Below are 25,832 nucleotides of genomic sequence, written 5' to 3'. Positions count from 1 at the left end.
CTAATCGTGTCCCGTAAGCGGGCCGCCCAATGATTTGACAGCACTGGAGTCCCCCGCCCATCACTTCCAATAGTTCCGACGCTACCCCACGGCGGGGCGGGAACCGAGAATATCGGAGCCTATTCTCAGGTGTGTCGCCCCGAACCCGATGGCGGCTTCCAGGTCCTGGCTCATGCCCGCCGAAATCGCCGTGGCAGCGGGGTACGTCTCGGTCAGCCGGGCGGAAACTCCGGACAGCTTCTCGAATGCGGGCTCCGGTGGTGCCCCCAGCGGCGCGACCGCCATCACGCCCATCAGGTCCAGGCCCTCAGACCCGGCGATCCGCTCTGCAAGGAGGGCAACGTCGGCAGGGGCTGCCCCGCCGCGGTGCGCATCGCCGTCGTCTTCAAGGTTGACTTGGATGAAGCAGCCCAACGGCCCACGTCCGCTTGAGTCCATCTCGTGTCGCACGGCTTTCGCCAGCGCATCGACAAGCTGCGGCCGGTCCACCGAGTGCACCGTGGCCGCGTAACGTGCCACCGATTTGGCCTTCTTGGTCTGCAGCTGGCCTACAAAATGCCAGGTGAGGGCAAGGTCGGCAAGTTCCAGGGCCTTGGCCGCCGCCTCCTGGTCCCGGTTTTCGCCCACATCCCGAATCCCGAGGGCGGCCAGCCGGCGGATGTCGTCGGCTGGATGGAACTTGGTCACCACGATCAGTGCCGGCGGCCGGTCTGCGCGCCCGGCGCTTTCGGCCGCTGCACTGATCCGCTTCCGCACTGCCGCCAGCCGCTCGGCGAGTTCGACGCTCCGTGCATCGCCGCCCTGCCCGCGGCCGGCATCCGACACGTCAGTCATTGCGCCAGACCAGCCCTGCGAAGCGGCCGGTGTTCCGGTCGCGGCGGTACGAATAGAGCGTTTCCGTCTCCAGGGTGCAGGCTCCGGAGTACTCCACGTCCACCCCGGCAGCCTCAAGCTGGCTCCGGGCACCGGCAGGAAGGTCCAGTGCGGGCGTTCCCCAGGACGTGGTACTCCGGGTTGCCGGGACCAGCGCGGATACCTCGTCGCGCAACGCTGCCGGCACCTCGTAGCAGGATCCGCAGATCGACGGCCCCATCCAGGCCCGGATCCGGGAGGCACCCAGCGCCTTCATGCTGTCCACGGCAGCGGGCAGGACACCGTTAGCGACACCTGGCCGGCCAGCGTGGACTGCGGCCAGCACTGGCCCACTTCCGGACTCACCCGCAAGAAGCACCGGAATGCAGTCGGCCACCATGACCGCCAGGGGCAGGCCACGGGACACCATGGCATCAGCCACGGGCACCGGCGACTGCGCGTCCATCAGGGCAACTGTGGTGCCGTGAACCTGGTTCATGAAGCGGAGGGCCTGCGGCTCCAGGCCTATGGACTGCTCCAGGCGGATACGGCGTTCCTGGACTGCAGCAGGATCATCCCCCACGTGCAGCGCCAGGTTTCCCGCACCTTCATCCGTGAATGCGGCCGACACCCCGGGCAGGATGTCGGCGCGCCAATGGAACAAGCCGCTGCCTACTTCAGGAAGTCGGGAACATCCAGGTCGTCCGGGTGGGTACCGGTCAGGTCCGGCTCCACCACGGAGGGCAGGTCGACGTCGAAGCCCGAGTCAGCAGGGACGCCCGAGGGGCGCTGCTGGCCCCAGTTGCTCAGTCCAGCGGCACCGACGCCGGCGTGGATCGGCTGGACGTTCTGCTGGTGGTTGCCGTTGCCCTGGTGGTTGCCACCCTGCGGGTGGGCCGAGGCAGGAGCGGCAGCAGGGGCAGCGGGACGCTGCGGGGCGGCCTGCGGCTGGGACTGGTCCATGGAGGGCGAGGTGGCCTTGACGTCGTCGAACCCGGCAGCGATAACCGTCACACGGGCTTCATCGCCAAGGGCGTCATCAATGACGGCACCAAAGATGATATTGGCTTCGGGGTGTGCCACTTCCTGGACCAGCCGCGCGGCCTCGTTAATTTCGAACAGGCCCAGGTCGGAGCCACCCTGGATGGAGAGCAGGACGCCGTGGGCGCCGTCAATGGATGCTTCCAGCAGCGGCGAGGCGATGGCAAGTTCCGCCGCCTTGACGGCGCGGTCTTCGCCGCGGGCGGATCCAATGCCCATGAGGGCCGAGCCCGCGCCCTGCATCACGGATTTAACGTCTGCGAAGTCCAGGTTGATCAGGCCGGGAGTGGTGATGAGGTCGGTGATGCCCTGGACGCCGGACAGCAGGACCTGGTCCGCGGAGCGGAACGCGTCAAGGACGGAGACGTTGCGGTCACTGATGGACAGCAGTCGGTCATTGGGGATCACGATCAGGGTGTCTACCTCGTCGCGGAGGGCGTCGATGCCTGCCTCGGCAGAGCCGGCGCGGCGGCGGCCCTCGAAGGTGAAAGGCCGGGTGACAACGCCAATGGTCAGGGCGCCGAGCGAGCGGGCGATCCGGGCCACGACTGGGGCGCCGCCGGTGCCCGTGCCGCCGCCTTCACCGGCAGTGACGAAGACCATGTCGGCGCCACGCAGGACTTCCTCGATTTCGTCAGCGTGGTCTTCGGCAGCCTGCTTGCCTACCTCGGGGTTGGCACCGGCGCCGAGGCCACGGGTCAGCTCGCGTCCGACGTCGAGCTTAACGTCGGCGTCGCTCATGAGCAGGGCCTGGGCGTCGGTGTTGATGGCGATGAATTCAACACCCCTGAGGCCGACCTCGATCATGCGGTTGACTGCGTTCACGCCACCGCCGCCGATGCCGACGACTTTGATGACGGCCAAGTAATTCTGCGGAGCTGCCACGTTACGTGTCCCTTGTTCGTGTCTTATTGCGAAAACTGATGAAGAGCTTGAAGGCTGAAACCTTAACCTTCGAGTTGAAGGTTATAGTTATGTCAAGTAACTCTTGTCTGTGACGGTATTTCCTCTGGTTCCCACATTCAATAACCGGGTCCGCGTGTCGGATTAATACCGGGAAAGAAAGGGTGTCAGCGCGTCACGGGGTGCCGGGGCACACTGACATCGTAGACCTTGACCGGGTTCTTCGGATCCGCCGGAGCCTTGAGGAGGGCGGCCAGAACCTTGGCCTTGAGCTCCTTCTCCGAGGCGTTGCCCCACACGATGGTCTGGCCGTCCACAAGCTTCAGCTCCACGGCATCCACCGATTGCGCGGATGCGTTGGACAACTTCGCCAGCACATCCGGCGGCAGGGCCCCCAGGACCGCCGCGGTAGCGCGGAACAGGTCCTGGCCGATCGCCCCGGCGCCGCCGTCAATCACCGGCAGCGACGCGGACGTCGGGTCGTCGGTGGTTGCCAGCTGGACGCCGTCGACGTCGACCAACTGGTACTTCTCCCCCTGCTTCACCAAGGCAACCGGCACGCGTTCATGCACGGCCACGTCGAGCGTTGATGGCGGCCGGGCCTCCACGGATACGGATTTGACCTGGACCAGGGAGCCGAGCAGGCCGCGAACATCGTCCTCACCGATCTGCGGCAGCGGCTTGCCGCGCAGCGGTTCGAGTGCAGCCTGCACCTGGGCTGGGGTGAGCAGCCGGGTGCCCGTGACCGAAATAGTCTGCAGGGCCAGGACAGGAGAATAAACCGCGGCGGCCAGGAGCCCGGCCACCACCACAAACACCGTTACGACGGCGAGGATGACCTTCTTCCTGCGGCGCCGTCCCTTGGGTTCGGGAAATGCCAGGACCGTCGCACCTGAAGTTTTTTCCTCCCGCACGGGTTTCGGGGCCGGCGGTTCCGGGACGCTGCGCGAGGCTGTGATGACGTCGCCGCGGGCGGCATCGCCGACGACTTCCGCAGCACCGTTCGGGGATCGGGTGCCGTTCTCCGCCGTGGGAGCTGGCCGGGCGTCCCGCTTGGGCGGTGAGTACGTGGGGCGGCGGGAGCTAGGCACGCAGCGCCTCCACAATCCGGGGGCCGTAGGCTGTCACGTCACCGGCGCCCACTGTGAGGACAACGTCTCCGTCCACCGCAGCTTCAGCCAGGGACCTGACGGCGTCCTCGGACCCAACCAGCCGGCCGCCGCCCGTGAGGTGGTCGGCGATCAACTGGCTGGTAACGCCGGGAATAGGGTCTTCCCTGGCAGGGTAGATGTCCAGGACAAGTGCGGTATCGGCGAGATTGAGGGCTTCGGCGAACTCTGCGGCGAACTCCCGGGTCCGCGAAAACAGGTGCGGCTGGAAAAGGACGTGCACGTTGTGGTCCCCTGCTACAGAGCGGGCTGCGGTAAGGGCTGCCCGGACCTCGGTGGGGTGGTGCGCGTAGTCATCGAAAACCCGCACGCCCCGTACCGTACCCTTGAGTTCAAAGCGGCGGGACGCACCGGAGAAATGCGCCAGGCCGTCGGCCGCCGTCGCTGGATCCACGCCGAGTTCGAGGGCAACGGCAAAGGCAGCCGCCGCGTTCAGGGCGTTGTGGCGTCCGGGAACCTGCAGCGACAACCCATAGCGCGCACCATCCCTGGTTGACACAGCCACTTGTCCGGGGCCGCCGTCGTCAAGCCTGATATCTGACGCTTCGCTGGTGCCATACAGGAGCACCCGGGTGTTGCCCCGCGCCTTGGTGCGCTCGGCGAGTGCCAGCGCGCCGGCGTCGTCAGCGCAGGCCACCAGCAGGCCGTCCGCGGGGAGCAAAGCGGTAAACCGGTCGAAGGACTGGTAAACCGCTTCCGCCGTGCCGTAGTAGTCGAGATGGTCGGGCTCCACGTTGGTGACGACCTCGATGCGCGGCCGGTAGTTCAGGAAGGAACCATCGGATTCATCTGCCTCGGCCACGAAGATCCCGGTGGAACCGTGGGCGGCGTTTACCCCGATCGCCGGGATGTTGGCGCCCACGGCAAAGGAAGGATCAAGTCCTGCCGCACGCAGCAGCACGGTGATCATCGACGTCGTAGTGGACTTGCCGTGTGTTCCGGCCACCGTCACCACCGTGTCATCGCCCATGGTTGCTGCCAGCGCCTGGGACCGGTGCAGCACAGGCAGGCCGGCCTCCCGCGCTGCCGCCAACTCTGGGTTGTCCTCCCTAATAGCCGATCCGGCAACGATGGTCTGCGCGTCCGCCAGGTTGACGGCCGCGTAGCCAACAGCGATGCGGGCGCCGGCCGCGGCGAGGTCGGCCATGACCGGCAGGTCCTTCGCGTCCGACCCGCTGACCGGAACACCGCGGGCCACCATGATGCGGGCTACGGCGGACATGCCTACTCCGCCGATGCCGATGAAGTGCACCTTTCCCAGCGACTCAAGGCGGGGGGCGTTATGGGGACTCATGCAGATACCGCTTCCAGGACAAGACCAGCCATGCGCTGGTCGGCATTTCGGATACCGAGCCGGTAGGACTTGGCTTCCATTTCGGCGAGCCTCGCTTTATCGGCGATCAGCGGAATCAGCTCACGCTCAACCCATTCCGGGGTGAAATCCCGGTCCGCCACCAGCAGTGCTCCCCCAGCGGCCACCAGGCCCGCAGCATTGAGCGCCTGTTCACCGTTCCCAATGGGCAGGGGCACCAGGACCGCGGGGACGCCCACCGCTGCGATCTCAGATACGGTCGCAGCCCCCGACCTGGCCAGGAGCAGGTCCGCCGCGGCGTAGGCGAGTTCCATCCCGTCGATGTACTCCACCTGCCGGTAGCCCTTTGCGGCGAGGGGCCGTCCGGCCTGGTCCAGGACGGTTTTGCCGCGTCCGGTGATGTGGAGGGTCTGGATGCCGGCATCAGCCAGCTGCGCGAGCGCTCCCGCGATCGTCCGGTTGATGCTCTTCGCCCCGGATGAACCGCCCGTGACGATCAGGGTGGGTTGCTGGGGATCGAGGCCAAGCGCTTCGCGGGCGGAAGAGCGGGCGGACTTCCGGTCCAGCCCGGAAATCTCCTTCCGCATGGGCATCCCCACGTGCACCGCGTCGCGGAGCGGGGTGCCCTCGAAGGCCACGGCCACCCGGCCGCGCAGGAAGGCTCCCACCCGGTTGGCGAGTCCGGGGCGGGCATTCGCCTCATGGATCACGATTGGCACCCGCCGCTTCCGTGCAGCCAGGTACATGGGCGTGCAGACGTATCCGCCGACCCCCACCAGCACGTCGGCCCCGGCCTGGTCCAGGATGGCGCCGGCCTGCCGCACGGCCCCCGCCAGCCTTCCGGGCAGGCGGAACAGGTCGGCGGAGGGCCTGCGTGGAAAGGGCACACGGTCGATCGTGGCGAGCTCAACGCCTGCGGCCGGAACCAGCCTGGTTTCCATTCCGGAGGGCGTGCCAACGGCCAGGATGGCAGCGTTGGGGGCTTGGCAGCGGATGGCGGCGGCAATGGCAAGCAACGGGCTGATATGGCCGGCTGTTCCGCCGCCCGCCAGGACGATGGAGGGGTTAGTGGTAGTCATCTGGGGTCAGGCACGCTTTCTGGAAATCTTTGGTTGGCTTGTATTCCGTCCTGCCAGGAACGGGAACGTCAGCGTCCTCTTGGGACGCATGGCCGGCGCCATCTGTTCCCGCGCCAGGGAGAGGACCACCCCGACGGCACACAGCGACATCAACAGGGCCGAGCCGCCGTAGGAAATAAAGGGCAACGGCACGCCGATGACAGGCATCAGCCCCGCGACCACGGACATGTTCACGGTCGCCTGGCCCAGCAGCCACACCATGATGGTGCCGGCAAGGACCCGGTGGAACAGGTCCTCCTGGGCTACCACCACGCGGTAGATGGCAGCACCGAGGATGGCGAAAAGAACCAGGACGACGACGGTCCCCACGAGGCCGAGTTCCTCACCAATGATGGCGAAAATGAAGTCGTTGTGGGCTTCGGGGATCCAGCTGTACTTCTGCCGGCTCTGCCCCAGGCCCACCCCCAGCCAGCCTCCCGAAGCAAGGCCGTACATGCCGTTGGTGGACTGGTAGTTCGCGTCGATGCCGTCCGCGCAGGATTGCCCGGTCCACCAGGAGGTGATGCGGCACATGCGGTTGGAGCTGGTGACTGCCATGACTGCCGTGCCTGCAGCTGCAACGAAGCCGGCGATGCCGAAGAGGTACAGCGGAACGCCTGCGAAGAACAGGGCCGCTGCGACGATCATCATGATGATCATCGCGGTGCCAAGGTCGTTGCCCACCAGGATGAGGATAATGACGACGGCCGCCATGGGCACGGCAGGGACCAACACGTGCTGCCACCTGCCAAGCAGCTTCCCTTTCCGTGCAAGCACCGTCGCAAGCCACAGGGCGAGTGCCAGTTTGGCCGCCTCTGATGGCTGGAAGGTAATGCCGCCCACGTCGATCCAGTTCCGGTTGCCGTTGATCTCGGCGCCTACCACCTGCACCAGGGCGAGGAGCACCACGGCGCCCGCGACGGCGGGCCACGCGAGCCGCTTCAGCCATACCACGTTGATGCGCGAGAGCACGAACATGGTGGAAATCCCGATAGCTGCGAATACTCCCTGTTTCAGGGCATCCCCATATGGGGACTTGCCGGCGGCGATTGATTCAACACTTGATGCGGAGAGGACCATCATGATTCCGATGGCCGTCAGGGCCAGCGTGGCGCCAAGGATGAGGTAGTAGGTCGAGCCGCTCCGGGACTTTCCCGTGCCCTCAAGCGCCGACCAGAAGCGGCGGTACAGCGTGCGTAGCCAGGCGCCGGCAGCAGGCCGGCGGCCGGCAGTGGCCGTGGAGCCCGGGGGCATCCTGCCGCTCATGGGCCACGTGGGCGTGCTGGCCATTGTTACTCCTCGCCGGTCTGGGCCTGCCCTTCCACCAGCTCTCGGACAGCGTCGATAAAAGCACCACCACGGTGAGCATAGGAAGAGAACTGATCCATGGAAGCAGCTGCCGGAGCCATCAGGACGGTGTCGCCGGATTCGGCAACCCGTGCTGCTGACGCCACGGCCCAGGACATCACCTGTTCTCCATTGCCGGAGGGACCGGCAGTGGTCCCACCGGACGCCGGAGCAGTCTGCACCTTTTCAGTGTCACCTGCCTCCGGTTCGATCACGGGGACATCGGGCGCGTGTCGCTTGAGGGCTTCACGCAGTAGCGCGGTGTCCGTTCCTATCAGCACCACGGCCTTGAACCGTGCCGCGTGCTCCCTCACCAGGTCGTCGTAGCTCACGCCTTTGGACAGGCCGCCGGCAATCCAGACCACGTTGTTAAAGGCCGACAGGGAGGCAGAAGCTGCGTGGGGGTTGGTGGCCTTGGAGTCGTTCACCCAGAGGACACCGTTCAGGCGGGCCACCGGCTGGATCCGGTGGTCTCCGGGTATGTAGTCCAGGATGCCCTGGCGCACAGCCTTCGCGTCCACGCCGTAAGCGCGCACCAGGCCTGCGGCGGCCAGGGCGTTGGCCACCATATGGCGCGGTGCAAGCGGCCCGAGGTCTGCCATCGAGGCCAGTTCGGCAGCGCTGTTCCTGCGCTCCTCGATGAAAGCGCGGTCCACCAGCAGCCCTTCCACCACTCCAAGCATGCTGATGGCCGGCGTGACGGTAGTGAAGCCGACCGCCCGGCAGCCCTCCACGACGTCGGCCTCTTCCACCATGCGTTCGGTTTCCACCTGCTCGGCGTTGTAGATGCAGGCCTTCTGCGTCCGTTCGTAGACTTTGGCCTTGTCAGCCAGGTACGAATCGTAGGAGCCGTGCCAGTCCACGTGGTCCTCCGCCACATTGAGGCACACACTGGCGACGGGCGAGACGGATTCAGCCCAGTGCAGCTGAAAGCTGGAGAGTTCGACCGCGAAGACGTCGTACTCCACCGGGTCGCGAAGGGCGTCCAGGATGGGAGTCCCCACGTTGCCCACGGCGATGGCTTTAAGTCCGGCGGCACGCAGCATCGATTCGGTCAGTCCCACCGTGGTGGTCTTGCCGTTCGTGCCCGTGATGGCCAGCCAGTCTGCCGTCTTCCGGCCTTCCCGGATCCGCACGCGCCAAGCCAGTTCGACGTCGCCCCAGACCGGGATATGCGCACGTGCGGCTGCTGCCAGCAGGGCCTGGTCCGGGCGCCATCCCGGCGAGGTAACGATCAGTTCAGGGAGTTCGCCGTCGATGCGCGGGATATGGGTGACCGCGTCCGGGCCCAGCACCACGTCCGCGGCGCCAACGATCTTCAAGGTGTCAGCGTGTGCCCGCGCTTTTTCACTGGTGGCCGCATCAACCACCACGACGCGTGCGCCGAGTTCGATCAGGGTGTCTGCCGCGGCGAAGCCCGAAACACCGATTCCGGTGACGACGACGCGCAGGCCGGCCCAGTCGGAGTCCCAGGAGACGAGGTTTTCCAGGCGGTGGGAAACGGTCACAGCAGTACAACCCATTCAGCATAGAAGATGCCCAGTCCCACGGCGACGAAAAGTCCACCGAGGATCCAGAACCGGACCACGACGGTGACTTCCGCCCATCCCTTCAGTTCGAAGTGGTGCTGCAGGGGCGCCATCTTGAACACGCGTTTTCCGCCGGTTGCCTTGAAGTAGCCAACCTGGATGATGACGGACAGGGTGACCAGCACAAAAAGGCCGCCAACGATGCCCAGCAACAGTTCGGTGCGGGACAGGATGGCGAAACCAGCCACCGCCCCGCCAATGGCGAGCGAGCCGGTGTCGCCCATGAAGATCTTGGCCGGCGAGGTGTTCCACCACAGGAACCCCACCAGCGCCGCGCTCAGGATGGCAGCAAGGAGGGCGAGGTCCAGCGGGTCCCTGACGAGGTAGCAGCCGCTGCCGGCCTCACGAGGGGAACCGCACGCTTGGTTGCTCTGCCATATGCCCATCAGGGTATACGCGCCGAAGACCATGATTGAGGCGCCGGCGGCGAGGCCGTCAAGGCCGTCGGTGAGGTTGACGCCGTTAGTGGCCGCGGTGACGATCAGGTTGGACCAGATGACGAACAGGATGGCGCCAAGGACGGTGCCGCCGAAGGCCAGGTCAAGCCACGGCAGGTCCCGCACCAGGGAGATTTTCGTTGACGCCGGGGTCAGTCCAGCATCATTGGGGAAGTTCAAGGCAAGGATGGCGAAGATGATGCCAACGGCGGCCTGCAGGATGAGCTTGGCCTTCGCGTTGAGGCCCAGGCTCCGCTGGCGTGAGATTTTGATGAAGTCATCGAGGAAGCCCACCAGGCCCATGCCCACCATGAGGAACAGCAGGATGAGCGCCGATGCGGAAGGTCCGGGCGAGTCCGGGTTCATCATCAGCATGATGAGGTGGGTGAGCCCGTAGCTCAGCAGCACGGCCGCAACAACAACGGTCCCGCCCATAGTAGGCGTCCCCCGCTTGGTGTGGTGCGATGTTGGGCCGTCATCACGGATGAACTGCCCGTAGCCGCGATGTACCAGGAGGCGGATGAAAAGCGGGGTGCCCACCAATGCACAGAGCAGGGCCAGGCCTGCGCCGATCAACAGAGCAATCACAGCAGAGTGCTCCTTTCGTCGGCAGGGGTCGGGACTGGGGGTAATGCTATCCGATCGCCCAAATGGCGAAGTCCAACGCTGTTGGAAGACTTGAACAGCACCAGGTCCCCGGGTTCGAGTTCTGCATCCAGGATGCCGTAGGCCTCATCCACCGTTTCCGCGAAGAGGCATTCGTCGCCCCAGGAGCCTTCCTGGACGGCGGAGACATAGAGGGCACGGGCCTCGCGGCCCACTACCAGCAACCGGGAGATGTTCAGCCGGACTACCTGGGTTCCCACGGCAGTGTGCTCGCGGATGGAATCGTCGCCGAGTTCCAGCATGGCTCCCAGGACTGCCCAGGTACGGCGGCCGCGCCCAAGGTCGGCCAGGGTCCGAAGGGCGGCGCGCATGGATTCAGGGTTGGCGTTGTAGGCATCGTTGATGATGGTGACGCCGTCCGGACGTTCAGTGCGTTCCATCCGCCAGCGGCTTGCCGCAGCCTGGTTGCTCAGTGATGCGGCGATGTCGTCGCCCGGCACTCCTGCGGCCCACGCGGCTGCTGCAGCTGCCAGGAGGTTACCCGCATGGTGCGCTCCGATGAGCCGGCTGCTCACATGGCGCGGAGCTGAGCCGTCGGGGAGGATGAGGTCGAATTCGGGGCAGCCAGCGGCGTTGGTGTCGGCGTTCAGTGCCTGCACCTGGGCGTCGGGGCGTCCTTCCGCGGAGAAGCCGAGGACTGCAGCCGTGGTCCGGCTGCGCATGGCGGCAACGCGTTCGTCGTCGAGATTGATGATCGCGGTTCCCTGGGCGGTCAGGCCTTCCACCATCTCGCCCTTGGCCAGCGCGATGTTCTCCACTCCCCCGAACTCGCCGGCATGGGCGGTGCCTACGGCCAGGACCACTCCGATGTCCGGCTTGACCATCTCGGCGAGGTAGCGGATGTGCCCGATGCCGGTGGCCCCCATTTCAATGACCAGGTAGCGGGTGTCGGTGCCTGCACGGAAGACCGTGAGCGGTACGCCCACCTCACCGTTGTAGGAGCCCTGGGGCGCCACGGTGTTGCCCTGCGTGGAAAGGATTCCGGCGAGCAGGTCCTTGGTGGTGGTTTTGCCGGCGGAACCGGTGATGCCGACGACAGTCAGCTGGCTTCCGGTTTCTGCCCGGGCAGCGCGGATGCGGCGCACGGCTTCGGCCGCGAGGTCCCCCATGGCCAGGACTGCGTCGGCAACCACGATCGAAGGGTAGGCGGTGCCGTCCGGTGCTGCAACGGGACGCTCCACGAGGGCCAGGACGGCACCCGCCGCAAATGCGGCACCAACAAAGTCATGGCCATCGGCAAGCTCGCCGGGCTTTGCGACGTAAAGCGAACCCTGGGTGGCTTCGCGTGAATCCGTCACCACCGAGAGGGGCGTCAGTCCGGGATCGGCGTCCAGGCGCCCGCTGGTGATTTCGGCGATTTCCGCCGCAGTAAATGCAATCATCTCGGTCTAGGACTCTATCCGGTCGGCTGGGAGAACGTTGAATCCCCTGGCTGTCAAGGCGGTGCGCAGTTCCACCCGGTCGTCCAGGGCAAGGTTGACGCCCTTCACTTCCTGCCACACCTCATGGCCGCGGCCGGCCACCAGGATCGTGTCCTGCGGCCGGGCCAAGGCAACTGCGCGGCGGATCGCTTCGTCGCGCGGGAAAACCTCCAGCAGCTCCGCCGCCAGGGATTCCTCCTCGATGGCACGCCGGGCGCCCGCCAGGACGTCCGCGCGGATTGCTGCCGCGTCTTCGTCGTGCGGGTCGTCGTCGGTGATGATCACGGTGTCGGCAAGCCGGGCAGCGATGGCTCCCATCGCCGGCCGCTTGCCCTGGTCCCGCTGCCCGGTGGCCCCGAAGACCACGATCAGCCGGGACCCCGGTTCAGCCGATCGGACGGCTTCCAAGGCCCGGGCCAGGGCGTCGGTGTTGTGGGCGAAGTCCACCACGGCGGCAGGTTGCCGCGCAATCAGTTGCATGCGTCCGGGTACGGCCACCGTGAAGGGGTCTGCGCTGTCCAGCGCCGCCTGGAGGTCACCCGGTTCAACTCCTGCAGCGAGCACCATGAGCGCCGCCAGGGCGGCGTTGGCCACATTGAAGCTGCCGGGCAGCCCGGTGTGGATGTTCAGGACTTCGCCGCCGGGTCCGGCCAGCGTAAAGCGGGTGCCGAGGCCCTGCGGTAACGACCCGGTGACCGTCCAGTCGGCCGGGGTGTGCCCGCTGGTGCTGAGCGTGGTGATGGGCACCGCGCTGCCGCCGGCCAGGCGTTGGCCCCACTCGTCGTCGACCGTGACTACGGCCCTCCGGGCGCGCCCGGGCGTGAAGAGCTCCGCCTTTGTGGCGAAGTACTCCTCCATGGTGTTGTGCAGGTCCAGGTGGTCCTGGGTGAGGTTGGTGAAACCGGCGACGTCGAACAGCAGCCCGTCAACCCGCTGGTAGGAAATGGCGTGGGAGGAAACCTCCATGGCTGCGGCGTCCAGCCCGCGCTCCTTCATCAGGGCGAGCAGCCCATGGACCTCGGGGGACTCGGGCGTGGTGAGGAGGCTGGGGATGGGGTCCGCACCGGCGAGGATCTCAATGGTCCCGATCAGGCCGGTCTGCTGACCCAGCGCGCGCAGCAGCGAGGTGATGAAGTAGGTGGTGGTGGTCTTCCCGTTGGTCCCGGTGACACCGAAAAGCCGCAACGGGCGGTCGTCCGCCGCCTGGCTCCGGTAGATCATGGCCGACAGTGGTCCCACCTCGTTGCGTGGCCTGTCCACGACGAGCACTGGCACGGGGGTGTCCGCGGACAGGGCAAGCAGGCGCGCCCCGGCGTCGTCAGTGAGAACGGCAGCCGCGCCCGCGGCGACCGCATCAGTCACGAAGTCCGCCCCGTGCCTGCTGGCGCCGGGAAGGGCGACATACAGATCCCCGGGCTCAACCGTCCGGGAGTTTATGGAGATGCCGGTTATTTCCACGCCGGCCCCCGGAGCGGGGACGGCTACGCCCAGGGCCTGCCCGACGGCGGACAGCGGCACGGGCGCCACGTCGGCGGGCCTGAAGCGGCCGGGGTTTTGGTTCCGGGCAGCGTCGCTTCCGGGCGTGGGTAATTCTGGCAAGGGGCTCTCCGATGGTGCTAGTGCATGCCCGGCCTGGTTGGCGCCGGGCACTGTGGTGCGCTGGATGCTGCTGGTACTTCCGGCGTGGCGCGCGGCTACTTGGCGTACTGCGGCAACCTGACCGGCTCGCCGGTCGAAGGCTGAACGTTGTAGGTCCGCAGCGTCTGGCTCATGACCGACCGGAATACCGGCCCGTTGGTGATGCCGTAAATGCTGCCCTTCGGCCGCTGGAGCACCACCTCCACAATAAACCGCGGATCATCCATCGGCGCCATTCCCACGATGGAGGCCGTGTAGCCGCAGTAGCCCGGCTTGCCGTCGTCGCAGGGTGATTCCGACGTACCGGTCTTGGCTCCCACCCGGTAGCCATCGATGCCCGCGTCCTTGATTTCACCCTCGGTGACGGCGCTTTCCAGGATGTCCTTGACCTGGTGGGCCGTGTTGTCGGAGACAACCCGCCGCGATGGCTGGGCCGGCACTTTCTCCTCCGTCCCGTCGGGGGAAATGTAGGAGTCAATCAAGCGTGGCTGCAGCATGACCCCGTCATTGGCGATGGTTTGGTAGGCCCGGACGGTCTGGAGGGTGGACTGGGACACCCCTTGGCCGAAGAGCACGGTGTACTGCTGCCGCCCGTCCCACTGGTCAGGGGGCGACAGGATGCCTGAAGCCGTCGCGGGAAGTCCAATGTCCGGCGCCTCGCCGATTCCGAACTTCTTCAGCCAGTCGTAACGCTGTTCCTTGCTCAGACGCTGTCCGGCCATCACCGTTCCGGTGTTCATGGAGTATCCGATGATGCCCGCCAGCGTCCGTTCCTCGGTCCCGTGGGTGAACGCGTCGCTGAAAGTCTGGCCGTCCACCGTGTAAGTCGGCGGAATGGTGAATTTGTCCAGGGGGCTGGCAAGGCCTTCATCGATGACCGACGCCGCCGTTATCATTTTTTCCACGGATCCTGGTTCGTAGGCTGCGGTGACCGAGCGGGTGCCGCGGTCCTTCGCTGCGACCAGTCCGGGGTTGTTGGGGTCCGGTGCGTTGGTGTCCGCCAAAGCCAGGAGGTTTCCCGTTTTGGCGTCCATCACAATGATGACGCCCCATTCGGCGCTGAGTTTGTCCGTCTGGCTCTGGATGGCCTGCTGCGCGAAATACTGAAGATCGGAATTAAGGGTGAGCTTGACGTCCTTGCCGTTCTGCGGCGGGGTCAACTCGTCGAGGCCCACGGGAATGCGTAGCCCATCGGCGCCTATCTCAAAGACGCGCTTACCGTCCTTGCCCTTCAGCTGGTCGTCCTGGGTCTGCTCGATGCCGGCCAGCCCAGTGGTCCCGTCCTGCAGGAAGCCCACCACTCCCCCGGCGACAGCACCGTTCGGGTATACCCGCTTGCTGACGCCTTCGGCGACGATGCCGGGCACCTGCAGCTTGGAGATGCGGTCCTCGACGTCCGGTTTCACGTCCTTGGCCACGATGAAGTAAGGCTGCTCGCCGGTTACGGCGTTCCGGACAGCATTGGTGTCCATGCCGAGCGCGGCGGCAAGTTCCGTGATGGCCTGGTCGCGGCTCACGTCCACCAGCTTGTCGTGGCCGTCAGCCTGCGGTTCATACCGCTTGTAGGAGTCGGTCTTGGTATTGACCCGCTGGTCGACGACGATGTCGTAGCGGATCACGCTGTTGGCGAGGACGGTCCCGCGTGAGTCAAGGATGCTGCCGCGCTCCGCCGGCAGGACTGCAGACGTCATCCGGCTGTTCAGGGCGGCTTCCGCCATGCCTCCGACATCCAGCCCCTGGACCAGGAAGAGCTTTCCGCCCACTACCAGCAGGAGCGTGAGCATGACGCCCAGTCCCAGGCGCAAGCGCTTCGTGGCGTTAGGTGCCTTGCTGTTTCCTGACTTGCCGCTCGTCTCCGCCACCGTGATATTCCTTGCTGCTCGACGCTGGTGCGTGTCCTGCCTGTGGTCTACTGACCCGGGGCCTTCTGCTGGGGTGCCGGTACGGAACCGCCGTGAAGCTCGGGGGCCGGAGCCGCCGCTGCGGCAGCTGCCTTGTCAGCGGCCGCCTTCTGTGCAGCAGCGGCCTTATCGGCTGCCGCCTGCGCAGCGTTGGCAGGGCCGGCCGCGGGAGAAGCATTGCCTGCGGCCGAAGTGGCGGCCTTGTCCGCAGCGGCACTCGTGGACGCCGGCGGCACGTTGAGCTGGCCTGCAACCGCAGGTGACGGGATGACGGCTCCCGGTGCTGCGCCCTTGACTGCAGGGACGGCCTTTCCGGTCACCGACAGCGTGGACAGGTCGATCTGGCCCTTAACCGCGGACGGCACCATGCCCAGCTCGGTGGCCTTGGCCGCCAGGTTCTGCGGAGCCTGGAAGTTCTGCACCTGCTGGGTGAGGTCCTGGTTGGTCTTGGTCAGGCTGCTCTGTTTGGCGCGCAGCTCGACCAGCTGGTACTGCGACGTGGACACCGAGATATTGAGGACCAGCACCGCAACCAATGCCACCGCAAGCATGCCAAAGCACAGCACCACAAAAGGGGCGCGGCGCTTCCGCGGTGCCGTGCGGACTACGGAGAGCGGTGTACGGCCCTTCCGCGTGCCACCCGGCTCGCCTGCCGGCCTGGGATCGGCCGCCGAACTGCCGGAAACGATGGGAAAGGTCTTGACGGCGGCGGTGCTCATGCAGCTCTCCTGGCTCTGATTCGTTCTGCCGCGCGCAGCCTGGCGGAGGCAGCGCGCGGGTTTTCGGCGATTTCGACGGCGGTGGGCACCTCGGTGCCCTTAGTCAGGGTCTTGAGTTCGGGCTTGTGTTCTTCCAGTTCGACGGGGAACCCGAGCGGAGCGGAAGATTTGGAGCGTGCCTGGAAAACGCTTTTGACGATCTTGTCCTCCAGCGAGTGGTAGGACATGACTACGATCCGGCCGCCGAGGGCCAGGGAATCGACGGCGGCAGGCACTGCCCGTTCCAGGACGTCGAGTTCTTCATTGACTTGGATGCGAAGGGCCTGGAAAGTCCGTTTGGCCGGGTGTCCGCCGGACTTTGCAGCAGAAGCGGGGACGACGGCGCGGATTTGCTCCACCAACTCGCCGGTGGTGGTGAATTTTTTGGCGGCACGCGCCGTGACAATCCTGTTGGCGATGCGTCCGGCGAACTTTTCCTCGCCCCACTTGCGGATGATCCGGACGAGGTCCTCTTCGCTGTAGGTGTTCACTACGTCTGCCGCAGTCTGGCCACGGCTGGTATCCATGCGCATGTCCAGCGGGGCATCGAACGAGTAGGCGAAGCCACGCTCGCGCTCGTCAAGCTGCAGGGAGGAGACGCCGAGATCCATCAGGATCCCGTGCACTTCGGACACCCCAAGATCTGCCAACACGTCCTGGATTTCGTCGTATACCGCGTGGACGAGATCGGTCCGGACGGCGAAAGGAGCCAGGCGCTCCCCTGCGAGGGCAAGCGCTTCCTCGTCACGGTCGATACCGATGAGGTGGAGGTCTGGAAACCTCTGGAGCATAGCTTCGGAGTGCCCTCCCATGCCAAGGGTCGTGTCCACGGCAACAGGCGTCTCGCCACGCAGCCTTGCGGCTTCAAATCCCGGCGCCAACAAATTGATGCACCGGTCGCGGAGGACCGGCACATGGCGTTCGGACGTGGGCTTGGGTCGATCGGTCATGCCTGGTCCTTTCCCGCCGTCGTTGTCACCTGCTGCGCTTCTGGGACCAGATCCCCATCCGCACCTACCGTCCCGCCTGCCTGGCTCCGGGGAAGGTGAGCCAGGTTGGCAGCCGATTGGCCGGCTGGAGATCTCGTCCAAGAAACCCCTGCCGCCCTACTCCGGGATTCAGAGAATGCCCGGAATGGGATCGTCAGTTTCGGAAAAGGCCGTTTCCTTCTCCGCGAGGTATTCATTCCAGGCCTGGGCGTCCCAGATCTCGGCGCGGGTACCGGCGCCGATCACGGCGAGTTCCCTTCCGAGTCCTGCATACTCCCGGAGCGCCGGTGGAATGGTCACACGCCCCTGCTTGTCAGGTACCTCGTCAGAGGCTCCAGAGAGAAATACGCGGATATAGTCTCGCGCCTGCTTGGAGGAGATTGGTGCCTCCCGCATCTGCTCGTGGACCCGTGCAAATTCCTTCTCACTGAAGACGTAGATGCAACGTTCCTGGCCCCTTGTGAGCACCAGCCCGCTGGCAAGCTCCTCCCGGAACTTAGCGGGGAGAATGATCCGTCCCTTTTCATCCAGACGCGGCGAGTGAGTGCCCAGAAACACTGGCCCACCGCCTGTCCGCCGTCAGGAACTGCACATCCCCTATGTTGCAACCACCCTCTTATGTCCTCCACATTACTCCACTTTCCACCACAGTCAACGCAAACAGACCCCTGCGCGCCCCTAAATGTGGGAAAAGATGCTGCAAAAAGCGCGAATTTGCCGCGGTGGTGGAAAGTGGAGGACTTTTTGCCATTACGGGCCAACTGGGGAGGGCCACCGAACCCTGCGGGCGGGGCAACTCATTCTTCCGACGGGCTTAAACACGAAAAGACCCGCCGAAGCGGGTCTTTTCGTGCACTTTCCGATTACACGGGGAGCGAAATGGAGGAGCCGGGAACCTGGAGGCGGCGGACGCTTAGGGCTCGCCCCTGCGGCGCTCGTCCCAACGCTCTTCAAGGCTGCTCATGAATGAGCTGCGTTGCTTGCCCGACTTTCCGCCGACGGCCTTGGCTCCCCTTCTTCCGCGGGAACTTCGCAGGGTGGCGAAGTAGACTCCACCGCCCATCACCACGAAGCCCAATACGCCCACAAAGATGTTCTGGAGGGTGACACCGACCAGCAGCAGGAACACGCCGGCAAGTGCACACAGGACTCCAATGACCACATGCCTCGTGGACCATGAACGCCCCGGGTCCGAACCCATTGAGTTCGCAAATTTCGGGTCGTCCTCGTGAAGCTGCTTTTCAAGCTGCTCAAGCAGCTTCTGTTCGTGCTCCGACAGCGGCATCACGACCTCCTTTTGTAGGCCAACGTCCGGGCTGATCCCAGCCACGACTTCTACTCCGTAGAACGCCTGCTGTTGCTGGAAAGTTCCCGCTTTGCCGACGGTGGCCAAAGCAGGTTCCAGCATGCGCCGCGGGAGCGGGAGCATGTCCAAGAGGGTCCGGCAGTAAGTCCATTCACTCGAAAACTATGTATCTCCAAGGATAGATTGTTGAGGGCTGAACTGAAAGACGGCAATGACTTGGGCAAAGGCCTCAGGCGGGCTGGCCCGCACCGTCCCCGGCCCGGTTTTCCGGCTCCATCAGCCGTGCGGGCAGGACGGACTGGTTGCCGAACTTCCGCGTGACCTGGTCCAGCGCCTGTTCCGCAGCCCTCCAGTTCTCATCCCTGCGGTCGATGCTGAGCTGAAGCGATGTCCGGGCCGCTTCCTCAAGCTGCTCCGCCCTTACCCCCACCAGCCGGACGGCCATGGCCCTCGGCCCCAGGGACTCGAGCAGCTGAAGTGCCACTCCGTAGATCAGCTGGGCGCTGTCCACCGGGGTCTGCACCGTCCTGCTGCGTGTGATTGTGGAAAAGTCGGCGAAGCGCAGTTTCAGAGCCACGGTCCGGGCCACCATTCCGGAACTGCGCAGCCGGCTCGCCGTACGGTGCGAAAGCCGCAGCAGTTCGCGGCGAAGAAGCCCGTCGTCGTTGGTGTCCGTCGCAAAGGTCTCTTCTGCCCCAATGCTTTTTTCCAGCCGCACGGGCGTCACCGGACGGGGATCAATGCCCGAGGCAAGACGGTGCACATGTTCCCCCGCAGCTCCCAACACTCTCTTTAAAGAGGACACGGGGGTGGCTGCCACATCCGCAACTGTCCTGATTCCCATCTTTGCCAAAACCTCCCCGGTCTTGGCGCCCACGCCCCACAGAGCACCCACGGGAAGACTGTGAAGATAGGGCACTGTTTCGTCCGGACCGATCAGCAGGAGTCCGTCGGGCTTGCAGCGGGTGGAGGCAATCTTCGCGACGAACTTGGTTTCCGCGATTCCCACGGACGCCGTGATGCCCAGTTCTGCAGCCACCCGCCGCCGGACCAGCTCCCCAATTCCCCTGGGCGGCCCCAACCGGCGAATGGCACCGGTGACGTCCAGGAAAGCCTCGTCCACACTGAGCGGCTCGACCAGGCCCGTAATAGATTCGAAAATGCCCATCAGCTGCCCGGACACCTCGTAGTACAGCTTGTGTCGGGGCTCAATCACCACTGCCTGCGGGCACATGCGCATCGCAACGGCCATGGGCATGGCGGACTTAACGCCGAAGGCGCGGGCCTCGTATGATCCGGAGAGGACTACCGAACGCTCACCCGGAAAGCCGACGATGACAGGCTTGCCGCGAAGCTCCGGCCGCGTCCGCAGCTCCACGGAAACAAAGAAGGCATCCATGTCCACATGCATGATGCACGTGCGCCGGCCGCCCGTAAGGCGCGCGGCGGATGATTGGTCTATACCTGCGGGCCCCACGACTGCAATCCTATCGGTTTGGCAAGACCCCGCAGGAGGCTGGCTAAACTGGAGGCTGGTTCCGCCAACAACACCAGGAGGAAAGTCTCTGTGACGGCTATTGGAAACTACAAGCCAGCTGGCCTGGCCGCGCTTGCCGCCGTCGTGGCGATGGCTCTGGCCGCATGCAGCCAGACCCCGTCCGGACAGGCAGAGCCATCCCAGCCGGCGTCCGTCGCCGCCACCCAATCCACGCTCACGGCATCCGCAAGCCCCTCGGCATCACCCAACACGTCAGCAACCGTGGGCGCCGTGGTGGAAGGCTTTCCGCAGCAGCTCCTCCCCCTGATGACCGGAGCAACTGTGGTTTCCAGCAGCTTTGACAAAGCCTCAGCGCCGGCTACGGCCGCACTCGTGGGGACGGTCAAGGCCCCCACAGCCTCGGTCATCGATTTCTACACCAAAACCTTGGAAGGGGAAGGCTTCAAAGCCGTTCCCGGTGACAAGGTAGGGACAGTGGCCTCCAAGGATTTCGTCCGCGGAAACACCGAGACCGTTAACCTTTCCGTGGTTGAAACGGACGGCGTGGCCACCTTCACCATTGGCGCCAATGTGGCAGCTGAGTCAGCCAAGTGACGGCCGCCGAGCAACTGCGCAATGAACAAGCAGACTTCGTAGCGGGGGTGGCCGGCGAGCTGACCGCCTTCCTGACTACGCGGCAGTCCCTGATGGCCGGCATTTCCCCGGACATCGAACCCATCATGGGCTCTATCTCCAACCTGGTCACCGGCGGAAAGCGCCTCCGTGCCCTGATGTGCTACTGGGGCTGGCGCGGTGCCGGCGGCGGGGCGGGGGCAAGCGAAGTGGTCACTGCCGGTGCCGCGCTCGAGCTGTTCCAGGCTGCAGCACTCATCCATGACGACATCATCGACCGTTCAGACACCAGGCGGGGCGGTCCAAGCGTGCACCGCAGGTTCACCCAGCTGCACACCTCCCAAGGATGGGCGCTGGACAGCGAACGGTTCGGGCAGGCCGCCGCCATCCTCGCCGGCGATCTGTGCCTGTCCTTCAGCGAGGAAGCCTTTACCGACATCGGTGAACGGGCTGCGTCGGGAAGCAGGGCGCGGCTGATATTCAACCTCATGCGTGCCGAGGTCATGGCCGGCCAGTATCTGGACATCCTCGAAGAAGTGGCCGGGCCGGTCCGGGACCGGGCCGGTGCCGTCAGCAGGGCACAATCCATCATCCGCTTCAAGAGCGCAAAGTACTCCACCGAGCACCCCCTGGCTTTGGGCGGCGCCCTCGCCGGCGCTTCGAATGATCTGCTCCGCGGCTACTCGGCATTCGCCCTTCCGCTCGGCGAAGCCTTCCAGCTCCGCGATGACGTCCTCGGCGTCTTTGGTGATCCCCTGACAACCGGCAAGCCGGCCGGCGATGACCTGAGGGAAGGAAAGCGCACCGTACTGGTGGCCCTTGCCCTGGACCAGGCCTCACCGGAAGAATCTGCATTCATTGATGCCCGCCTGGGCAGCCCCGCCCTGTCCCAGGCTGACATCCTTGAGATCCGGCGCATTATCGAGGATTCGGGAGCCCTGCAGGCCACCGAGGTGCTTATCGGTGAATTCGGCGCTGCCGCGTTCGATGCGCTTGAAGGACTTCCTTTGGACGAGCTGCCAAAGACAGCTCTTAAGCGGCTGGCCGAAGCGACGGTCAGCCGCACCTCCTGAGAGCCGGCGGTTCACCAGGCCAGTGTTTGGGCCCTTCGCCGGATTTCGGTCTTGCGGCCTTCCCGCAGGGCGTCGATGGGGCGCCCGCGCAGGGACTCGTCTGGCGTGAACAGCCACACAATCAGGTCCTCATCCGAATAGCCCGCATCCGCGAGCACCACGATTGTCCCCTTGAGACTGTCCACAATCTGGCCGTCCTGGATGAATTCCGCAGGAACCGACCGGATTTTCCGTTCCCCCACCCTTAGGGCCGCCAAGGCACGTTCGTCGATAAGGCTATGCACTTTGGTGACTGAAACATCCAATAAACGGGCGACGTCGGGCAGCGGCAACCACTCACCCACCAGGTTTTCTACATTATTCACGGATCAAGGGTGCCACGCTCGCCGTCCCGGCGCCTAGCCGGGGTAATTCAACCGGGCCCCGACCTGCAGACACTCCCGGAAAGAGGTCATTACAGGGAATCCCAAAATTCTTGTGCTAATCGCAAATTCGTGAGAGATTCTCATTGATCACATTTGTAACACGAATAACTTAAGTCACAGTAGTATCAAGAACGACAGCGGCATCCCCGTCCGCTCCGCACCCGCAGTTGAGAAGAGGATCTTTTCCGATGACGATGTCCCGCTCGCCCAAGCAGCCCCCCAAGCCGAGTCTGCCGATGATCGCCGCCACCACCGCGGCGCTGCCAGCGGTCGTTATGTCCTCCCTCGCCCTGGCCCAGCCCGCCCTGGCGGCCCAGCCGGCGCGGAGCATTCCCAGCAGCCTGGCAGCGGCAATGAAAGCCCAGGCCGCTGCTGAGGCGGCGGGCGCAGTGATACCTGCCGCCTTCGTCTCAACGACTATTCCCGCAGCCTTCCAGCCGGCGCAGCCGGCTGCGCCGGCTGAATACACAATTGTCCGTGGTGATACCGTGAGCGCGATTGCGGGCCGTTTCGGCCTGGACACCGGGGAGATCCTCAAGCTGAACAACCTGCAGTCGAACACCATCATCTACCCGGGACAGAAGCTCAAGCTCTCCGGCTCGCCCGCGCCCGCGGCCCCTGCTCCGGCGCCCGCCCCGGCAGCGCCGGCTCCGGCGCCCTCAGGCGGTGCAAGCTATACCGTGAAGCCCGGCGACACCCTGGGCGCCATCGCGGCAAGGCACAACGTGGCACTTTCGGACGTCTTTGCGTGGAACAACCTCTCGATGCGTTCCATCATCTACCCGGGACAGAAGATCAAGGTAAGCGCCGGCGATTCTGCTCCCGCAGCCCCTGCCCCTGCCCCTGCTGCACCTGCTCCGGCACCCGCCCTGGCAAACACCTCAGCACCGGCGCCCGGCTCCTACACCATCAAAGCCGGTGACACCCTTTCCGCCATTGCATCCCGCAATGGCGTCAAGCTCGCAGACCTGCTGGCGGCCAACAAGCTGAGCATGACGACGATCATCTACCCCGGCAGCAAGCTGGTGATTCCCGGCGGCTCCGCACAGCCTGCTCCGCAGCCGGCAGCAGCGCCGCAGCCGGCAGCAGCTCCCCTGGTGCCCAGTTCCTTCCTCGGTTTCAGCTACCCCGCCGCCGTTGTCAGCTCCGCCAATGCGAACAAGGCACTGCTGAACGCTTCGCCTGTTCCCTCACGGGATGAAATGAAGAACATCGTCGCCGACACAGCGCGGCGCATGGGCGTGGACCCCTCGCTGGCCCTGGCGTTCGCGTACCAGGAATCCGGCTTCAACCAGCGGGCCGTCTCACCCGCCAATGCAATCGGCACCATGCAGATCATCCCGAGTTCCGGCCAGTGGGCATCGGACCTGGTGGGACGGAAGCTGAACCTCCTGGATCCTTATGACAACGCCACCGCCGGCGTGGCCATCATCCGCCAGCTTCTGGCAACCAGCAAGGACCAGGACACCGCCCTTGCCGGTTACTACCAGGGCCAGTACTCGGTCAGCAAGTACGGCATGTACGACGACACCAAGGCATACGTCGCCGCCATCAAGGCCCACCAGAAGAACTTCAGATAGGCCTCTTCCACTGGCCACGCCAGTGCGGCGGGTCCGAACCGTTACCGGTTCGGACCCGTTTTCGTTTCGGACGCGTTTTGCTGCGGGATTAGGATCGTAAGGTGCAGGAAGACGTGTCAGACCCAGTTGCAGGGACGCTGGTGGACAGCCGCTATGCAGTCACTTCCAGGCTCGCCCGAGGCGGCATGTCCACCGTCTACCTCGCCGTGGACCAGAGACTGGACCGGGAGGTGGCGCTCAAAGTGCTCCACCCGCACCTTGCTTCCGATGAAAGCTTTCTCGACAGGCTGGGCCGGGAAGCAAAGGCGGCCGCGCGCCTTTCACATCCGCACGTGGTGGGCGTCCTGGACCAGGGCCACGACGGAAACACCGCGTACCTGGTTATGGAGTACATCAAGGGCCATACGCTTCGGGACCTGCTCAGGGACAGGGGTGCGCTGACTCCCCGACTGGCCCTGGCATTGATCGACCCCGTGGTGGAGGGCCTGGGCGCTGCCCACGCAGCCGGCTTCATCCACCGTGACGTGAAGCCCGAAAACGTCCTGATCGCCGATGACGGCAGGATCAAGATTGGCGACTTTGGACTGGCCAGGGCGGTCACCAGCTCAACCAGCACCGGGGCCCTGCTTGGAACTGTGGCCTATATCTCGCCGGAGCTCGTCCTGGGCAAGCCGGCGGACGCCCGCAGCGACGTCTACTCCGTGGGCATCATGCTGTACGAGATGCTCACAGGCCGGCAACCGTTCGAGGGCGAGGTGCCCATCCAGGTGGCTTACCAGCATGTCAACGGCACCGTGGGACCGCCGTCGCTGCTGGTGCCCGGGCTGGCCGGGGAGGTGGACGAACTGGTGCAGTGGTGTACCGCCAATGACCCGGAGAACCGGCCTGTTGACGGGAATGCGCTGCTCCAGGAACTCCGGCACATCCGGACGAACCTCACCGATGCGGAACTGGACCTGCAACCACCTGCAGCAGCGGCCGCCGCACGCCAGCACCAGACGGAGGTCCTGGCCCGGGCCAGCCATCCAACCACCGTACTGCCACCGGGGCGACCGGCGGCGCCCGCGCATCCGCCCGGACAATCCGGGCAGTTACCGGACCGGACCACAGAGGGACATGGGGCGGCCCACGTCCGGTACCAACAGCGTGGCGCTCTGACAGTGCCCGACGACGACGAGGCCGACGGCGGCTGGTCTCCCCCGCCGCCGCGGCTGGGCAAGAGGGCCCAGCGCCGGGCTGACAGGGAAAGCGAAAAGCTCCGCGCCGCGGCCGCGTCCACTCCTGTGCGTACGCTGCGTGAAGGGAACCCGCGGCGCCGAGGCGTCTTCTGGGTCGTGGTCCTCATCGTTGCCGCGCTCCTGGCAACCGGCGCCGGATGGTTCTTCGGCATGGGGCCGGGTGCTGCCGCTGCCGTCCCTGCCGTGGCCAACAAGACCGTGGCACAGGCGCAGCAGTTACTCAGTGGCGCCGGCTTCCACTCCAGCACCAGCGATGTCTTCGACGACGAGGTTCCCACCGGGCTGGTGGTGGGCAGCGATCCCGCCGCGGGGACCGAGATCCGGAAGTTCCAGCCGGTCTCCCTGCTGGTGTCGAAGGGGCCCCAGCTCTTCCCGTTGCCGAAGCTCACCGGCGGCACCCTGGACGCGGCGAAGAATGCGCTCAACGCGGCGGAGATGGCGCTGGGGACCGTCTCCGAAAGGTTTGACGAGAACGCACCGGCGGGCACCGTCCTGTCCCAGGATCCCGCTCCCGGCACCGCCGCGCGCCATGGCACGCCCGTGGCCCTCGGGGTCTCCAAGGGTCCGCAGCCCATCCCTGTTCCCGAAGTCACCGGAAAGCCCAGGAACGACGCAGTGGCTGCGGTCCAGGCAGCAGGGCTGACAGCTGAGGTAGCTCCGGATGAAGTGTTCGACCGGAACGTCCCTGAAGGCGCCGTCGTCAGCCAGTCCCCTGCCAACGGGACGCTGAACCGGGGTGGTACGGTCACGCTGACCATTTCCAAGGGACCAAGGATGGTCAAGGTCCCCAGCTATATCGGGAAACAAGCGTCAGACGCACGTAAGGCGCTGGAGGCTTTGGGCTTCCAGGTCCGGGTCAACAACATCCTGGGCGGCTTTTTCGGGACGGTCCGGGACCAGTCGCCCGTGGACCGCGAGGTACCGGAGGGGTCGGTCGTCACCATCACGGTGGTATAGCG

General features: G+C 65.4%; 22 protein-coding genes. 4 read left to right on the top strand and 18 right to left on the bottom strand.

From position 1 onward, the window contains the following. Positions 1-81: 81 nt before the first annotated feature. From J2X98_RS16620 to dinB, 17 genes are all read right to left on the bottom strand, one after another. Positions 82-834 carry a YggS family pyridoxal phosphate-dependent enzyme gene (locus J2X98_RS16620; protein WP_307310354.1) on the bottom strand — a complete coding sequence of 251 codons (753 nt, stop codon included), beginning with the start codon at positions 832-834 and terminating at the stop codon, positions 82-84. Further along, positions 827-1,516: a polyphenol oxidase family protein gene (locus J2X98_RS16615; RefSeq protein ID WP_307310352.1), complete on the bottom strand. Its 690-nt coding sequence runs from the start codon at positions 1,514-1,516 to the stop codon at positions 827-829. The genes J2X98_RS16620 and J2X98_RS16615 overlap by 8 nt, the downstream gene beginning before the upstream one ends. An 8-nt stretch (positions 1,517-1,524) precedes the next feature. Then, the gene (gene ftsZ / locus J2X98_RS16610) at positions 1,525-2,778 is read right to left on the bottom strand and encodes a cell division protein FtsZ (RefSeq protein WP_307310348.1); all 1,254 of its coding nucleotides are present in this window, start codon (positions 2,776-2,778) and stop codon (positions 1,525-1,527) included. A gap of 185 nt (positions 2,779-2,963) precedes the next feature. Continuing rightward, positions 2,964-3,887, bottom strand: coding sequence for a cell division protein FtsQ/DivIB (locus tag J2X98_RS16605; protein WP_307310344.1), 924 nt, complete (start codon positions 3,885-3,887; stop codon positions 2,964-2,966). Further along, the gene (gene murC, locus J2X98_RS16600; protein ID WP_307310341.1) at positions 3,880-5,259 is read right to left on the bottom strand and encodes a UDP-N-acetylmuramate--L-alanine ligase; all 1,380 of its coding nucleotides are present in this window, start codon (positions 5,257-5,259) and stop codon (positions 3,880-3,882) included. Before murC ends, J2X98_RS16605 begins: the two co-directional genes overlap by 8 nt. After that, positions 5,256-6,356, bottom strand: coding sequence for an undecaprenyldiphospho-muramoylpentapeptide beta-N-acetylglucosaminyltransferase (murG, locus tag J2X98_RS16595; RefSeq protein ID WP_307310337.1), 1,101 nt, complete (start codon positions 6,354-6,356; stop codon positions 5,256-5,258). Before murG ends, murC begins: the two co-directional genes overlap by 4 nt. A gap of 6 nt (positions 6,357-6,362) precedes the next feature. Continuing rightward, on the bottom strand, positions 6,363-7,685 hold the full coding sequence (ftsW, locus tag J2X98_RS16590; RefSeq protein ID WP_307310333.1) for a putative lipid II flippase FtsW: 1,323 nt from the start codon (positions 7,683-7,685) through the stop codon (positions 6,363-6,365). Between the two features lie 2 nt (positions 7,686-7,687). Then, positions 7,688-9,265: a UDP-N-acetylmuramoyl-L-alanine--D-glutamate ligase gene (gene murD, locus J2X98_RS16585; RefSeq protein ID WP_307310330.1), complete on the bottom strand. Its 1,578-nt coding sequence runs from the start codon at positions 9,263-9,265 to the stop codon at positions 7,688-7,690. Beyond that, entirely contained in the window at positions 9,247-10,356 is a 1,110-nt protein-coding gene (gene mraY / locus J2X98_RS16580; protein ID WP_307310327.1) for a phospho-N-acetylmuramoyl-pentapeptide-transferase, read from the bottom strand. The genes murD and mraY overlap by 19 nt, the downstream gene beginning before the upstream one ends. Continuing rightward, positions 10,353-11,816, bottom strand: coding sequence for a UDP-N-acetylmuramoyl-tripeptide--D-alanyl-D-alanine ligase (locus J2X98_RS16575; RefSeq protein ID WP_307310323.1), 1,464 nt, complete (start codon positions 11,814-11,816; stop codon positions 10,353-10,355). The genes mraY and J2X98_RS16575 overlap by 4 nt, the downstream gene beginning before the upstream one ends. Positions 11,817-11,822: 6 nt before the next feature. Beyond that, the gene (locus J2X98_RS16570; RefSeq protein WP_141940868.1) at positions 11,823-13,454 is read right to left on the bottom strand and encodes a UDP-N-acetylmuramoyl-L-alanyl-D-glutamate--2,6-diaminopimelate ligase; all 1,632 of its coding nucleotides are present in this window, start codon (positions 13,452-13,454) and stop codon (positions 11,823-11,825) included. Between the two features lie 95 nt (positions 13,455-13,549). Then, on the bottom strand, positions 13,550-15,355 hold the full coding sequence (locus J2X98_RS16565) for a peptidoglycan D,D-transpeptidase FtsI family protein (RefSeq protein WP_307310319.1): 1,806 nt from the start codon (positions 15,353-15,355) through the stop codon (positions 13,550-13,552). Positions 15,356-15,402: 47 nt separating this feature from the next. Then, positions 15,403-16,113, bottom strand: a complete 711-nt coding sequence (locus tag J2X98_RS16560; protein ID WP_307310318.1) for a hypothetical protein — start codon at positions 16,111-16,113, stop codon at positions 15,403-15,405. Continuing rightward, positions 16,110-17,102 carry a 16S rRNA (cytosine(1402)-N(4))-methyltransferase RsmH gene (gene rsmH, locus J2X98_RS16555; RefSeq protein WP_307310315.1) on the bottom strand — a complete coding sequence of 331 codons (993 nt, stop codon included), beginning with the start codon at positions 17,100-17,102 and terminating at the stop codon, positions 16,110-16,112. The genes J2X98_RS16560 and rsmH overlap by 4 nt, the downstream gene beginning before the upstream one ends. A gap of 168 nt (positions 17,103-17,270) precedes the next feature. Further along, positions 17,271-17,699, bottom strand: a complete 429-nt coding sequence (gene mraZ, locus J2X98_RS16550) for a division/cell wall cluster transcriptional repressor MraZ (protein WP_018763545.1) — start codon at positions 17,697-17,699, stop codon at positions 17,271-17,273. 355 nt (positions 17,700-18,054) lie between these two features. Continuing rightward, positions 18,055-18,426, bottom strand: coding sequence for a DUF3040 domain-containing protein (locus J2X98_RS16545; protein WP_141946250.1), 372 nt, complete (start codon positions 18,424-18,426; stop codon positions 18,055-18,057). A 250-nt stretch (positions 18,427-18,676) separates the two neighbouring features. Further along, positions 18,677-19,858: a DNA polymerase IV gene (gene dinB, locus J2X98_RS16540; protein WP_141946249.1), complete on the bottom strand. Its 1,182-nt coding sequence runs from the start codon at positions 19,856-19,858 to the stop codon at positions 18,677-18,679. A gap of 156 nt (positions 19,859-20,014) precedes the next feature. On the opposite strand from dinB, the gene J2X98_RS16535 reads away from it, so the two are divergent. Beyond that, on the top strand, positions 20,015-20,539 hold the full coding sequence (locus J2X98_RS16535; protein ID WP_307310311.1) for a hypothetical protein: 525 nt from the start codon (positions 20,015-20,017) through the stop codon (positions 20,537-20,539). Beyond that, positions 20,536-21,630 (top strand): polyprenyl synthetase family protein, encoded by a 1,095-nt coding sequence (locus J2X98_RS16530; RefSeq protein WP_307310308.1) that lies wholly within the window; start codon positions 20,536-20,538, stop codon positions 21,628-21,630. The genes J2X98_RS16535 and J2X98_RS16530 overlap by 4 nt, the downstream gene beginning before the upstream one ends. A gap of 11 nt (positions 21,631-21,641) precedes the next feature. Here the strand turns inward: J2X98_RS16530 and J2X98_RS16525 are convergent, their stop codons facing one another. Next, positions 21,642-21,995 carry an Rv2175c family DNA-binding protein gene (locus J2X98_RS16525; RefSeq protein ID WP_174237489.1) on the bottom strand — a complete coding sequence of 118 codons (354 nt, stop codon included), beginning with the start codon at positions 21,993-21,995 and terminating at the stop codon, positions 21,642-21,644. Positions 21,996-22,243: 248 nt separating this feature from the next. On the opposite strand from J2X98_RS16525, the gene J2X98_RS16520 reads away from it, so the two are divergent. Together J2X98_RS16520 and pknB are read left to right on the top strand one after the other, a co-directional pair. Continuing rightward, the gene (locus tag J2X98_RS16520; protein WP_307310307.1) at positions 22,244-23,635 is read left to right on the top strand and encodes a lytic transglycosylase domain-containing protein; all 1,392 of its coding nucleotides are present in this window, start codon (positions 22,244-22,246) and stop codon (positions 23,633-23,635) included. A gap of 101 nt (positions 23,636-23,736) precedes the next feature. After that, the gene (gene pknB / locus J2X98_RS16515) at positions 23,737-25,830 is read left to right on the top strand and encodes a Stk1 family PASTA domain-containing Ser/Thr kinase (RefSeq protein WP_307310305.1); all 2,094 of its coding nucleotides are present in this window, start codon (positions 23,737-23,739) and stop codon (positions 25,828-25,830) included. Positions 25,831-25,832 lie beyond the last annotated feature (2 nt).

Origin of the sequence: Pseudarthrobacter enclensis, assembly GCF_030811655.1 — a bacterium.
Lineage (GTDB): Bacteria > Actinomycetota > Actinomycetes > Actinomycetales > Micrococcaceae > Arthrobacter > Arthrobacter enclensis_A.
Note: the sequence above shows the minus strand (reverse complement) of the source record. Positions and strands in the feature narration are given on the sequence as shown.